The organism is Corallococcus sp. AB011P (genome assembly GCF_003611605.1).
GTDB classification, from domain to species: Bacteria; Myxococcota; Myxococcia; order Myxococcales; family Myxococcaceae; genus Corallococcus; species Corallococcus coralloides.
Map to the genome: position 1 here is coordinate 1 of NZ_RAVX01000032.1, position 12,171 is coordinate 12,171.

The window sequence follows — 12,171 nt, forward strand, 5'->3', positions numbered from 1 at the left end:
GAGGACCTGCGAGCCGCGCACGTGCTCGAGGCAGCCCAGAAGCGTCGTACGAGCCCGCGAGGCGCGCGCAAGCCTATGCGGTCGACAACACCCCGAAGAGGTGACGCACAATGAAACCCCCATTGCCGCCTTGCGCAGCGCCGATTCCGAGCGGTTGTTGTCGAGGGGCAGGCGCGCGTCGGAGACGAATCGCGTCAGGGCGTCCCACTGCTTCAGCGCGTAGGAAATGGCCTGGCCCATGGGGCCCTTGGGCAGGTGGCGCGGGGCCTGGGATTCCATCCACGCGCGTAGCGCCGTGAGGACGGGGAGACTCTGCTGCTGACGCAGCTCGCGGTGCGCGTCCGTGCGCACGACGCCCGCGTCGCGGGCCAGGGCTTCCACGCGGTAGAGGGCGAGGATGAAATCCAGCGCCTCACGTGCTTCGGGGGCGGAGGGAAGCGCGTCGAAGAAGCGGCGCCTGCAATGGGCCCAGCACCCGACGCGCACCCGGCCCTGGGGCAGCGTCACCGCGTTGTAGCCGGTGTACGCGTCCACCACGAGGGCGCCCGAGGTGCCGCCCAGGACTTCCTTCGGCGTCTTGCTGGCCCGGCCGAGGCTGAAGCGGTAGCCGAGGAGCCACTGCCCCGCCTCATTCTGGGTGAGGAAAGTCCAGAGGTAGCCCAGCCGCGTCTTCTTCACGTCCAGCACGCGCAACGGCGTCTCGTCAGCCCACACCACGTCCGCGGACGCAATGCATTGCAAGAGGTGCTGAGAGAGAGGCAGCAGCACCGAGGCGGCCTGGTGGAAGAGGTCCGTCAGGGTGCTGCGACTCATGGGCACGCCGCTTCGCTCCACGCGCTGGGCCAGCCGGTGCAGAGGCATGGCGTCCGCGCACTTGGAAACCACCACGTGGGAGAGGAAGCCGGGGCCGTACTCGCCCCGGTCTACCACCCGGGCTGGAGGTGGGGCGGTGACGACGCCCCGGCCGCACGCGCACGCGAGGACTTCCTGCACGTGCACCTGCTTCTCGAAGTGGGCCGGCACGTACTCGTACACCACCGAGGTGCGGCCGGGGCCCAGGGGCTTCAAGTCCTCGCTGCCGCACGCCGGGCAGTGGCGCTCCTCGGCGGGCACCGCGTGGCGAATCTCCCGCGCCAGGGCCTCCTCGGCCTTGCGGGCGGCTCTGTCTTGCCGCTTCTTCTTCGCGGCCTCGGCCCGAGCCGCCGTCGAGTCCGCGTCCCCTCGCAGCTCCGTCGCCACCGCCGGCAACTTCTCCGCCCTCTTGCCGAAGACGTGGCGCTGCAGGGCCGCAAGCTGCCCCTTGAGTGCGTCCACCTCCCCGCCGATGCGGCTCACCTCGGCCTTGAGCTCCTCGGCCTCCTCGCGCCAGGGGCAGAAGTGGTCTTGCGGAAGTTCGCGCGGCACTTCGCCTCAACACGCCTGCGCCACGCCGCGTCCCGGGCCGGGCGCGTCAGGTGCCCGTGCGCCCGGGAGGCGTCCAGGCGGGCTGGCGCCTCACCTGGGCCACGTCGATGCCGTCCAGCAGCATGGCCAACTGGGTGGCGTCCAGCGTCACCGCCTGCGCGCCCGCGTCCACCGGTGGCAGCCGGAATCGCCCGGCCTCCAATCGCTTGTAGAGGAGCACGAAGCCACCCCGGCTCCACGTCAGCACCTTGATGCGGTCGCCCCGCCTGGAGACGAAGGCGAAGAGGTGCCCCGAGTAGACGTCCTCACCCCACGCCGTGCGCACCAGCGTCATGAGGCCATCAATCGACTTGCGCATGTCCACCGGCTCCACCGCCAGCACCACGCGCACCGAGGCAGGTAGGGCGAACACCCTCTCACCGCCCCAACGCGGCGACGAGCCGGGCCACGTACGCCACGTCGGTACCGACGGCGAATCGCACCCGCGCTCCGCCCGCGGCCACCACCTCCAGCAGGGACTCCGTCGCATCGGGGGACGTCGCCACCTGCACCGGCAAGAGTCTCACCGGCTCGACTCGCGACGGCGCGCTCCGTCGCGCCCGGTACACCCACGACTGCAACGTGCTCAGCCTCATGCCCCGCGCCAACGCGAACTCCCGCTGCGTCTGTCCGCTCGCCTCGAAGGCTTTCGCGACGCGCGCCCACTCCGGCTTCTCCACCTGCTTCGCCATGCCCGGAAGCGGCCGGCCGGGCTGCTCAGCGCTCGTCCCTGTGCCGAGCGCTTCATTCGCACCCTCAAGGAGCAACTGCTCTGGGTGCGCACCTTCTCCACCGTGGAGGAACTGCGGCGGGCCCTGCTGGACTGGGCCCACCGCTACAACGAGCACTGGCTGCTGGAGCGCCACGACTTCCTCTCGCCGAGTCAGGCCCGGCGAGAGCTGATGCTGTCGAGGCAAGCGGCCTGATTACGACCAACCTGGTGTCTCAACAATTCGGTGCGGTACACCGGACCGCTGGTGGCGGTGCTGTACGTGCCGTTGTCACTCAGGCTGTCGCCAAAGGCGATGACGCTGCTCTGCGCACCCGAGTGCAGCGGGAGAAGCACGGCCACGACCGCCGCGATCAACAGGGAGTCTGGCTTCATGGTGGAAACTCCGAGGGGAGAGACACACGACGCTACACAGTGTGTCGCCACCCTCGGAGGTTTCACTCGGACTTCAGCTCTTCCATGTTTTAATCCAGATATTTCAGCCCCGGGCGGCGCGGGCGTCTCGGCCCTTGGCGCGGGCGGCCTTGGAGAGCAGGTCGCTCCCCTTCTCCTCGCCCTTCATCCACGCCTTCAACGCGGGCACCACCTGCTTGCTCCAGGCGCGTCCGGCGCGCACGGCCAGGAAGTCCTGCACCAGTGCGTCCACGATGGCGGAGAGCTGCTCGGTCAACTCCAGACGTTCGGAGAGCTGATCATCCTCTTCCTCCGTCATGAGCGCGGGCAGCTTGGCGGCGCGGATGTCCAGGAACTCGGAATCCAGGGTGACTTCGTATTCACGCTCGCCGTGCGACACGCGCAGCCGCGCCTGGGACACCAGCAGGCCCCGGTCCAGCGAGTGGCGCACGTTCTCCGAATACGGCGCCAGCGTGCCCTTGGCGCTCATCTCCGTGACGTCGCCGGCCACGCCGCGCAGCACCACCTTGCCCAGGTAGAGCACCACGACGCCCGCGCCGTCGTACTCGATCAGCGGGTCGCCCGACTCCGAGCGCCACAGGAGCCACGTCATGAACTCGCGGCCCAGGTAGGCCCGGCCGCGCAGCAGCTGTTCGCGCGCCTTGCCCTTTTCGACTTCGGCTTCGTCCTTCTCCTCCTCGGTGGCGGCACCATCCACGCCGACATCGCCCCGGGCGAACGCCGCCTCTTCCCTCGCCTGCTCACGCTTCGCCATGGGAGTCCTCCACCGAAGCCGCCGCCGGCAGGTCCATGCCAATGAGCTCCGCCGTGGGGCCCAGGGCCTTCTCGTCGATGCCCGCGCGCTGCGCCATGGACGCGGGCGTGATGCCAATCACCTTCACCGCCAGGGCGCCTTCCAGCGCCACGCAGATCTCATCCACCGTCTTGCGCGACGCGGCCCAGACCTGCACCGTGTGCGTCTTCAGGTTCCACGTCACGTCCAGCGTGCTGGTGCGCGGCACCGCGCGCTGACGCAAGAGCTGCTTGAGCTCCGCGCGCTGCTTGTTCTTCTCCGCGCGCGCGGGCGGCCGGCCGTTCTCCTTGCCGAAGGCGGCGGCCCACTTGTCCAGCTCCGACTTCATCATCGACGCGGGCACCTTCAGCGTGTCGATGCGGAAGGAGAAGAGGGCGTACTCGCCATAGTAGAGGTTGCCGGTGGCGAACTCGGAGGACTCCGGGTTCTCCAACTCGACAAAGCCCGCGGCGCGCTCCTCCTCGGAGCGGCGGTCGATGGGCTCGAACGCATGGGACTTGAGTCCCTTGGTCATCCAGCGCTTGACGTCGGACGGCGCATCCTTGGCCGGCTCGGTCCGGAAGCGCGAAAAGGTCACGGCACCACGTAGGACAGGCATGGGGCGCGGCAGGATGGGGGTCCCGTGGCGTCGCGTCAAGGCACTCGGTGTGGCTGGACGCGAAGGGCCGGGAATAGCCCCCGCCGAAGATCGTTTGCCCGGGCTCCGTCCAACCGTGCACGTCTCCGCCCCACCCCGCTGGCGGGAATCCATGACACTCCCAGGCACGCGACATACGGTGGCCGCCGCCATGCGCCGCGCCCTCCTCCCCGCCAGCGTCGTTGCCCTCTTCCTGTCCGCCTGCACCCACACGGCCGCCACGCCGGACGGAGCCCCGCGCAACACCCTGCCCGGGGTGACGAAGGCCCTGCTGGAGACCCTGGAGGCGGACGGCGCGCTCGCGGGCGCGTACGTGGTGGACGCGCGCACCGGCGAGCCCCTCTTCACCCACCGCGAGAACGTGCGGCTGTTGCCCGCGTCCACCATGAAGGTGGTGTCCACGTCCGCCGCGCTGTCCGCGCTGGGAGCGGACTTCCGCTTCACCACCCCGGTGTTCCTGGAGGGCTCGCAGGCGGGAGGCCTGTTCCTGGGCGACGTGGTGGCGCAGGCGTCCGGGGACCCGTCGCTGGGCTCGTGGCGCTTCCCGGAGACGGCGCTCGCGTGCGACCGCATCGCGGAGGCCTTCCAGACGCGCGGCATCCACCAGTGGCGCGGCAACGTGCGCATCTCCGGCACGGACGGCATGGACGGCGGCATGGGCCCGGGCTGGGCCTGGGATGACGCGGCCTATGCCTACAGCGCGGCGCCCACACCCTTCGTCTTCCGCGAGAACGTGGTGGACCTGGCGCTGGCGCGCGCCCCCGGCGCCACCTGCGCGGACGCGCCCTCCGTCCAGTGGACCCCCACCTTCGCCACGCTGTCCGCGGTGGTGAACGTGGACGTCAACGCGGAGCGCGCGAACCTGGCCTGCGTGCGCGGAGGCGCCGGAGTGCGCTGCACGTGGCGCTCGCCCACGGGCGGGCCGTGCCCCCAGGCCGCCGCGGTGAAGCTGTCCGTGGACGCGCCGGAAGCCCTCTTCGCCGCGTGCGTGGACGACGCGCTGGCACGGCACGGCATCACGCGGCTGCCGCTCTCGCTGGAGGCCCCCACCCCGCCCCTGCCCCCCATGCCGTCACCGCTGGTGGAGCTGGCCAGCCCGCCCCTGTCGGAGCTGGTACGCGTGACGAACAAGGAGAGCCTCAACCTGTACGCGGAGCGGCTGGGCATGCGCTTCGCTCGCGAGCGCACCGGGCAGGAGGGCTACACCGCGCTGCGCACGGCCCTGGTGGCGGAGCTGGCGCGCCGGGGCGTGCCCACCAAGGACCTGCGTCCCGTGGATGGCAGCGGCCTGTCCCGCTACAACCTGGCGTCGCCCCGCGGCATGGCGCGGGTGCTGCTCACCAGCCTCCAGGAGCCGTATGGCGCCGCGCTGGTGGACAGCCTGCCGGTGCTGGGCGTGGACGGGACGCTGGCGGGCCGCAAGACGAAGCCGTCCACCTCCGGCCGCATCCGCGCGAAGACGGGCACGCTCACGGGCCAGAAGTGCTTCGTGGGCGTGGCGGAGCGGCCGAACGACACGGAGCACCCGCGCGTCGTCTTCGCGCTGATGCTCGGCAACATGGATGAGGGCACGAAGCCCAACGCCAACGAGACCTTCGACACCTTCTCCACCGCCCTGGTGGAGCTGCCCCTGCGATGAGCGTCCCGCAGGGAAACACCCGCATGCGAGGTGCACCATGAAGTCCAGAATCGCAGTGACGACCGCCGCGCTGCTGTTGCCGCTCGTGTCCACAGCCGCGGGGAAGGCGCCCGCGAAGCCCGCCGCCGCGGAGAAGCAGCCCGTGGAGACCACCTACCACGGCACCGCCGTGGCGGACCCGTACCAGTGGATGGAGTCCGCGACGGATCCGAAGGTGCAGCAGTGGACCGACTCGCAGAACGCGTACACGCGCACGTACCTGGACAAGCTGCCGGGCCGCGAGCCCCTGCGCCAGCGCATCACGGAGCTCCTGTCCTGGAAGTCGCCCTCCTACGGCGCCCTGGACGAACAGGGCGGCACGCTGCTGGGGCTGAAGTTCCAGCCGCCCAAGCAGCAGCCCACGCTCATCGTGGTGGGCTCGCTGGACGACACGTCGAAGGAGCGCGTGCTGGTGGACCCCACGCAGGTGGACACGTCCGGCAAGACGACCATCGACTGGTTCCAGCTGTCGCACGACGGCAAGAAGGTCGCCGTCTCCATGTCCAAGGGCGGCACGGAGAGCGGTGACGTGTCCGTGTGGGACGTGACCACGGCGAAGGCGATGGCCAACGAGCTGGTTCCGCGCGTCAACGGCGGCACGGCGGGCGGCAGCCTCGCGTGGAACGCGAAGGGCACGGGCTTCTTCTACACGCGCTACCCGCGCGGCGAGGAGCGCCCGCCCGTGGACCGCGAGGTGTACCAGCAGGTGTACTTCCACACGCTGGGCACGCCCACGGAGAAGGACACGTACGCGCTGGGCAAGGACTTCCCGCGCATCGCGATGACGGACCTGGAGTCCAGCGACGACGGCCAGTACACCTTCGCGCGCGTGGCCAACGGCGACGGCGGCGAGTTCGACCTGTACCTGCACGGCCCCAAGGGCACGTGGACGCAGGTGGCGAAGTACGCGGACAAGGTGGTGTCGGCGCGCTTCGGCAGCGACGGCGCGGCGTACCTGCTCAGCCGCAAGGACGCGTCGAAGGGCAAGGTGCTGCGCCTGCCGCTGGCCACGCCCACGCTGGACAAGGCGACCGTCATCGTCCCCGAGGGCGAGGCGACGGTGCAGGCCGTGGTGCCCACGAAGGGACGCCTGTACCTGCTGGAGCAGCTGGGGGGCCCCTCGCAGCTGCGCATGGTGGACCTGACGGGCAAGGCGCTGGGGCTGGTGCCCACGCTGCCGGTGTCGTTCGTGGGCGGCCTGGTGCGCCAGGGCGCGGATGACGTGCTCTTCGTCAACGGCAGCTTCACCCAGCCGGCCGCGTGGTTCCGCTTCACGGCGGCGGACGGCAAGGTGACGAAGACGGCGCTGGCGCGCACGGCGCCCATCGACATGAGCGACGTGGAGGTGGTGCGCACGGAGGCCACGTCCAAGGACGGCACGAAGGTGCCGCTCTCCATCCTGAAGAAGAAGGGCACGAAGCTGAACGGGAACAACCCCACGTGGCTCACCGGCTACGGCGGCTTCAACGTGTCCATCAACCCGGGCTACAGCCCGCTGACGGGCATGTGGCTGGAGCAGGGCGGCGTGTTCGCGGTGGCGAACCTGCGCGGCGGCTCGGAGTTCGGCGAGGAGTGGCACAAGGCCGGCTCGCTGACGAACAAGCAGAACGTGTTCGACGACTTCTACGCGTGCGCGAAGCTGCTGGTGGACCAGAAGTACACGCAGCCCAAGAAGCTGGCCATCCAGGGCGGCAGCAACGGCGGCCTGCTGATGGGCGCGGCGCTGACGCAGCACCCGGAGCAGTACGGCGCGGTGGTGGCGCGCGTGGGCATCTACGACATGCTGCGCACGGAGCTGACGCCCAACGGCCAGTTCAACGTGACCGAGTACGGCTCGGTGAAGGACCCGGAGCAGTTCAAGGCGCTGTATGGCTATTCGCCGGTGCACCGCGTGAAGGACGGGACGAAGTACCCGTCGGTGCTCTTCACTTCCGGGGCCAATGACCCGCGCGTGGATCCGTTCCACTCGCGCAAGATGGTGGCCCGGATGCAGGCGGCCACGGCGTCCCCCAAGCCCATCCTGCTGCGCGCCAACGCGGAGACGGGCCACGGCATGGGCACGCCGCTGTCCGCGCGCATCGAGGAGGAGGTGGACGTCTACTCCTTCGTCTTCAACGAGCTGGGCATGACGTACAAGCCCAACGCGACGAAGAAGGTCGCCGCGCCCGCGCCGCAGTAGCCGGGCTCATCCCTGCGCCCGTCCTCCGAGTCCTTGCGGCTCGGAAGACGGGCGTTTCTTCTTCTGGATTTCGTGGCAGCCTGCCGCCCCATGAGCCCGCTCATCCCCTACTTCATCCTTTCGCCCATCGTCGCGGGTGGCCTGGCCTGGTGGACGCTCACCCGTCTTGGAAAGAAGCGGAACGCTCGCGCGAAGGGTTCGCTGGACGCGGTGGTGGAGAAGCTGCGTGGGCAGAAGGTGCTGGGCGCGGTGGACCTCATCGTCCAGGACGTGTCCTGGTCCGGGGAGACGGAGCTGTCGCCGCAGAACTGCCGCATCCGCGTGGTGATGGGCGGTCAGGATGCCGCGGCCATTCCCCCGCGCTTCGAGGTGGAGAGCGCTGCCGGAGCCCCCCGCCCGCCCGCGGACGTGCTCGCGGCGCTGCGCGTGCTGGATGCGCAGGCGACGGAGGCGTTGAAGGGCGGCGGCTGGAGCTGGCAGCGGCCCACGGTGAGCTTCGAGCCGGCGGCGTAGTCCCGCGAACGCAAGGCCGGGGATTCGGGTGACGGGTCGAGGAGCGCGGTGCCAGCATGCGCCGCATGTCCTCGACCTTCCTCGACTCCCTCGACACGCCCGCTCCGCTCGTGGACCTGGACCGCGTGGAGCGGAACCTCCAGCGCGTCGCGACCTATGCCCGCGAGCACGGCCTGCGCTGGCGCCCCCATACGAAGACACACAAGACGGCGGAGCTGGGCGCGATGCAGGTGGCGGCGGGCGCCTCTGGCGTCACGGTGGCCACCGTCCTGGAAGCCGAGGTCATGGCGTCCGTGTCCGACGACGTGCTGCTCGCGTATCCGCCGGTGGGTGCGCGCAAGCTGGCGCGGCTGATGGCCCTGCCCTCGCGCGTGCGGCTCACCGTGGCGCTCGACTCCCATGAGGTGCTGGAGGGGCTGGCGCGCGCGGCGCGGGACGCGGGACGCACCGTGGGCGTGCTCGTGGAGGTGGACCTGGGCATGCGCCGCGTGGGGTTGCGCTCGCCGGATGAGGCCGTGCCCCTGGCGCGCGCGGCGGCGTCCACGTCCGGCGTGGTGTTTCGCGGGCTGACCTTCTACGCCGGTCACATCCGCGTCCCCCAGGCGGAGCTGCACGCCGTGATGCAGGCACAGTCCGATGCGGTCGCGACGTTCGTGGACGCACTGAAGGGCGCGGGGCTGCCGCCGGAGGTGGTCAGCGGAGGATCCACGCCGACGCTCTGGCAATCCCATACCGTGAAGGGCCTCACGGAGATCCGTCCCGGCCTCAACGTGCTCAACGACCGCAACGCCGCCGTCATTGGCGCCTGCGATTGGACGGAGTGTGCCTATTCGGTTCTGGCCACGGTGGTGAGCACGGCCGTGCCGGGCCAGGTGGTCATCGACGCGGGAGCCAAGGCGCTGGTGAAGGAGGAAGGGCTGGCGCCGGGCTACGGCGTCCTGCTGGAGCGGCCGGAGGTCGTGGTGAAGAACCTGTCAGAGGAGCATGGCCTGCTGGACGTGTCCGGCACGACGTGGCGACCGCGCATCGGCGAGCGGGTGCGCGTGGTGCCCAACCATGTCTGTGTTTCCGTCCCGCAGCATCCGCGGCTGCACGTCGTGCGGGGTGACACGCACGTGGGCACGTGGGAGGTCGCGGCGCGCGGCTGGTGACAGTCCGTACCGCCCCAGCGTGCCGCCTGGATGTCATCCACTGGTCTGCGCGCTGCCACTAGCAGTCGGGATGCCGTTGACGGTGCAGTGTCTAGCATTTCGCCGGTCGCCGGAAGGACTTCCGGCCGGGAGGCGGAATGCACAAGGCAGAGGGCTTCGTCGTCACAATGGCCATCGCGGGACTGTCCCTGGGAACGCTCCCGGTGCTCGCCGCGGACAGGGAGGCGCTCGACGCCCGGTTCCAGCAAGCGAAGCCTGTCGGATGCGACGTCCACTGTGGCGACGTCATCACCCAGCACACGAAGCTCACGCATGACCTCTCCTGCCCGGGCACGGACGAGCCCGCGCTCCGCATCGAAGGTGACGGCGTCGTCCTCGATCTGGGTGGCCACACCGTGCGCCGCTCGAGTCCGGACCAGCAAGACACCCTGGGCATCGTGGTCACCGGCACCAGCATGGTGCGCAATGGCACGATTCGCGGATTCGCAAGAGGCGTCCAGACCGAAGGAGTCGACTACCTGCGGCTGCACGAGCTCACGTTCGCCGACAACCGCATTGCCATCTACAACTACTTCTCCACCACCTACTTCCTCGTTACGAATTCGCGTTTCATCGGCAATGACGTCGGGCTCGGAAGCGAGATCGACGCGTCCATCGGTACGTTCGACGTGAGGTCGAGCCACTTCGAGAACAACCGCCTCGGTATCTTCCTGGATACCCATGATGCCGACGTCCTCGATTCGACCTTCATGGGGAACGAGATCGGCATCTACTGCTTCGCCGGCAATGTCCGTGTCCGGTCAAGCACCTTCGCGCGGAACGAGGCCGTCGCCACCACGACCGTGCCCATCGGGGGCCGCGACATCTGCAATGTGTTCCGTGTCGAGGACACGCTCATCGCGGACAACGCGTCGTTCGCCCCCACGGAGATACCCATCTGGAATGTGATCCAACTCGACATGATCAACAACTGGCTCGTAGGCAATGACAATGGGCTTACAGCCGGCTCATCTCGGGTCTACATCCAGGGCAACACCTTCTGGGACAATGCGGGCGGATTTGCTTTGGAAGACACTCCCATTGTCAGCCTCCCACAGACCGGCATCGTCCGTGCCAACCGGTTCCTACGGAACGGCGGTGACGGCCTCCGCGTCCTCCCGGCCAGCACGCCTACGGTGATTGGCAACGTGGCCCTGGGCAACACGGGCTGGGGCATCCACGCGCCCACCGCCCATGACGGCGGCGGCAACGTCGCGCGGGACAACGGCGCGGGTAATTGCGAGGGCGTCACCTGCGCCCCCTACTGACCCTAGCGCCTGCTTGTCCCGCCCCATTGTGCATCCAGGCCGTCAGCTTCTAGCTGCTCGGCTGCCCCTGACTGTGGGGATGCCGCTGACGGTGTCGTGTCTAGTATTTCGCCGGTCGCCGGAAGGACTTCCGGCTGGGAGGCGGCATGCATCAGGCAAAGGGCTTTTCCGTCGCGGCGGCCATCGCTGCACTTGTCCTGGGAGCACCTGCGGCATTAGCGGCGGACAGGGAGTCGCTCGACGCCCGGTTCCAGCAGGCAACGCCTGTCGGATGCGAGGTCCACTGTGGCGACGTCATCACCCAGAGCACCCGGCTCACGCACGACCTCTCCTGCCCAGGCACGGACGAGCCCGCGCTCCACATCGAAGGCGCGGGCATCGTCCTCGACCTGGGCGGACATACCGTGCGCCGATCGAGTCCGGTCCAGCAAGACACCCTGGGCATCGTGGTCACCGGCAACAGCATGGTGATGGTGCGCAACGGCACGATTCGCGGATTCGCAAGTGGCGTTCAGGCCGACGGAGTCAACTCCCTGCGGCTGCACGAGCTCATGTTCGCCGACAACGGCGCCGCCATCAACAACAGGTCCGATAACACCTACTTCCTCGTTACGAATTCGCGCTTCATCGGCAATGGCGCCGGGTTCGCAAGCGAGATCGACGCGGCTGAAGGTACGTTCGACGTGAGGTCGAGCCACTTCGAGAACAACCGCCTCGGCATCTACCTGGATACCCATAATGCCGACGTCCTCGATTCGACCTTCACGGGGAACGAGATCGGCATCTACTGCTTCGCAGCCAGTGTCCGCGTCCGGTCGAGCACCTTCGCGCGGAACGAGGCAGTGGCCACCTCGACTGCGTTCATGGGGGGCCGCGATACCTGCGAAAGGCTCCGTTTCGAGGACACGCTCATCGCGGACAACGCGTCGTTCGCCCCCACGGCGACGCCCGTCTGGAATGTGATCCAGCTCGATATGATCAACAACTGGATCGTGGGCAATGACAATGGGCTTACAGCCGCCTCATCGCAGGTCTACGTCCAGGGCAACACCTTCTGGGACAATGCGGGCGGACTGACGCTGGGAGACTATACCATCTTCGGCAGCCCACAGACCGGCATCGTCCGTGCCAACCGGTTCCTACGAAACGACGGTGACGGCCTCCGCGTCCTGCCACCCAGCACGCCTACGGTGATTGGCAATGTAGCCCTGGGCAACACGGGCTGGGGCATCCACGCGCCCACCGCCTTTGACGGCGGCGGCAACGTCGCGCGGAACAACGGCGCCGGTAACTGCGAGGGCATCCTCTGCGCCCCCTACTGACCCC

The 12,171-nt window shown here is 69.0% G+C and carries 12 protein-coding genes and 1 pseudogene; 7 read left to right on the top strand and 6 right to left on the bottom strand.

Annotation, left to right across the window (positions count from 1 at the left end; translation table 11 throughout):
- The 3 genes from D7X30_RS39140 to D7X30_RS39150 form a co-directional block, all read right to left on the bottom strand.
- On the bottom strand, nt 1–1,404 hold a 1,404-nt coding region (locus tag D7X30_RS39140; RefSeq protein ID WP_120568090.1), incomplete at its 3' end, for an IS66 family transposase.
- A 46-nt stretch (nt 1,405–1,450) separates the two neighbouring features.
- A complete protein-coding gene (gene tnpB / locus D7X30_RS39145) occupies nt 1,451–1,816 on the bottom strand; it encodes an IS66 family insertion sequence element accessory protein TnpB (RefSeq protein WP_158619465.1) in 366 nt (121 codons plus the stop codon).
- Nucleotides 1,817–1,820: 4 nt separating this feature from the next.
- Nucleotides 1,821–2,135: a hypothetical protein gene (locus D7X30_RS39150; protein WP_120568134.1), complete on the bottom strand. Its 315-nt coding sequence runs from the start codon at nt 2,133–2,135 to the stop codon at nt 1,821–1,823.
- Nucleotides 2,136–2,174: 39 nt separating this feature from the next.
- On the opposite strand from D7X30_RS39150, the pseudogene D7X30_RS42480 reads away from it, so the two are divergent.
- Nucleotides 2,175–2,369 (top strand): annotated as a pseudogene (locus tag D7X30_RS42480) (integrase core domain-containing protein); the annotation flags it as partial.
- Here D7X30_RS42480 and D7X30_RS43315 read toward each other — a convergent pair.
- From D7X30_RS43315 to rdgC, 3 genes are all read right to left on the bottom strand, one after another.
- Nucleotides 2,327–2,548: a hypothetical protein gene (locus D7X30_RS43315; RefSeq protein WP_233592083.1), complete on the bottom strand. Its 222-nt coding sequence runs from the start codon at nt 2,546–2,548 to the stop codon at nt 2,327–2,329. The pseudogene D7X30_RS42480 and the gene D7X30_RS43315 sit on opposite strands and share 43 nt — an antisense overlap.
- A 103-nt stretch (nt 2,549–2,651) precedes the next feature.
- Complete coding sequence (locus D7X30_RS39155; RefSeq protein WP_120568092.1) at nt 2,652–3,341, bottom strand: hypothetical protein; 690 nt, start codon at nt 3,339–3,341, stop codon at nt 2,652–2,654.
- Nucleotides 3,328–3,978 carry a recombination-associated protein RdgC gene (gene rdgC, locus D7X30_RS39160; protein ID WP_120568093.1) on the bottom strand — a complete coding sequence of 217 codons (651 nt, stop codon included), beginning with the start codon at nt 3,976–3,978 and terminating at the stop codon, nt 3,328–3,330. The genes D7X30_RS39155 and rdgC overlap by 14 nt, the downstream gene beginning before the upstream one ends.
- A 190-nt stretch (nt 3,979–4,168) precedes the next feature.
- Between rdgC and dacB the strand changes: the two genes are divergently transcribed.
- From dacB to D7X30_RS39190, 6 genes are all read left to right on the top strand, one after another.
- Nucleotides 4,169–5,656, top strand: coding sequence for a D-alanyl-D-alanine carboxypeptidase/D-alanyl-D-alanine-endopeptidase (gene dacB, locus D7X30_RS39165; protein WP_120568135.1), 1,488 nt, complete (start codon nt 4,169–4,171; stop codon nt 5,654–5,656).
- 37 nt (nt 5,657–5,693) lie between these two features.
- The gene (locus tag D7X30_RS39170) at nt 5,694–7,874 is read left to right on the top strand and encodes a prolyl oligopeptidase family protein (protein ID WP_120568094.1); all 2,181 of its coding nucleotides are present in this window, start codon (nt 5,694–5,696) and stop codon (nt 7,872–7,874) included.
- Between the two features lie 90 nt (nt 7,875–7,964).
- A complete protein-coding gene (locus D7X30_RS39175) occupies nt 7,965–8,387 on the top strand; it encodes a hypothetical protein (protein WP_120568095.1) in 423 nt (140 codons plus the stop codon).
- 56 nt (nt 8,388–8,443) lie between these two features.
- Nucleotides 8,444–9,538, top strand: coding sequence for a D-TA family PLP-dependent enzyme (locus D7X30_RS39180; RefSeq protein ID WP_199724682.1), 1,095 nt, complete (start codon nt 8,444–8,446; stop codon nt 9,536–9,538).
- 137 nt (nt 9,539–9,675) lie between these two features.
- Nucleotides 9,676–10,845 carry a right-handed parallel beta-helix repeat-containing protein gene (locus D7X30_RS39185; RefSeq protein ID WP_120568096.1) on the top strand — a complete coding sequence of 390 codons (1,170 nt, stop codon included), beginning with the start codon at nt 9,676–9,678 and terminating at the stop codon, nt 10,843–10,845.
- 146 nt (nt 10,846–10,991) lie between these two features.
- Complete coding sequence (locus D7X30_RS39190; RefSeq protein ID WP_120568097.1) at nt 10,992–12,167, top strand: right-handed parallel beta-helix repeat-containing protein; 1,176 nt, start codon at nt 10,992–10,994, stop codon at nt 12,165–12,167.
- Nucleotides 12,168–12,171 lie beyond the last annotated feature (4 nt).

Excerpts from the sequence above, each read along its gene's own strand:
- D7X30_RS39150 (WP_120568134.1), bottom strand. The coding sequence starts at position 2,135 with ATGGCGAAGCAGGTGGAGAAGCCGGAGTGGGCGCGCGTCGCGAAAGCC.
- D7X30_RS43315 (WP_233592083.1), bottom strand. The coding sequence starts at position 2,548 with ATGAAGCCAGACTCCCTGTTGATCGCGGCGGTCGTGGCCGTGCTTCTC.
- D7X30_RS39155 (WP_120568092.1), bottom strand. The coding sequence starts at position 3,341 with ATGGCGAAGCGTGAGCAGGCGAGGGAAGAGGCGGCGTTCGCCCGGGGC.
- rdgC (WP_120568093.1), bottom strand. The coding sequence starts at position 3,978 with ATGCCTGTCCTACGTGGTGCCGTGACCTTTTCGCGCTTCCGGACCGAG.
- dacB (WP_120568135.1), top strand. The coding sequence starts at position 4,169 with ATGCGCCGCGCCCTCCTCCCCGCCAGCGTCGTTGCCCTCTTCCTGTCC.
- D7X30_RS39170 (WP_120568094.1), top strand. The coding sequence starts at position 5,694 with ATGAAGTCCAGAATCGCAGTGACGACCGCCGCGCTGCTGTTGCCGCTC.
- D7X30_RS39175 (WP_120568095.1), top strand. The coding sequence starts at position 7,965 with ATGAGCCCGCTCATCCCCTACTTCATCCTTTCGCCCATCGTCGCGGGT.
- D7X30_RS39180 (WP_199724682.1), top strand. The coding sequence starts at position 8,444 with ATGCGCCGCATGTCCTCGACCTTCCTCGACTCCCTCGACACGCCCGCT.
- D7X30_RS39185 (WP_120568096.1), top strand. The coding sequence starts at position 9,676 with ATGCACAAGGCAGAGGGCTTCGTCGTCACAATGGCCATCGCGGGACTG.
- D7X30_RS39190 (WP_120568097.1), top strand. The coding sequence starts at position 10,992 with ATGCATCAGGCAAAGGGCTTTTCCGTCGCGGCGGCCATCGCTGCACTT.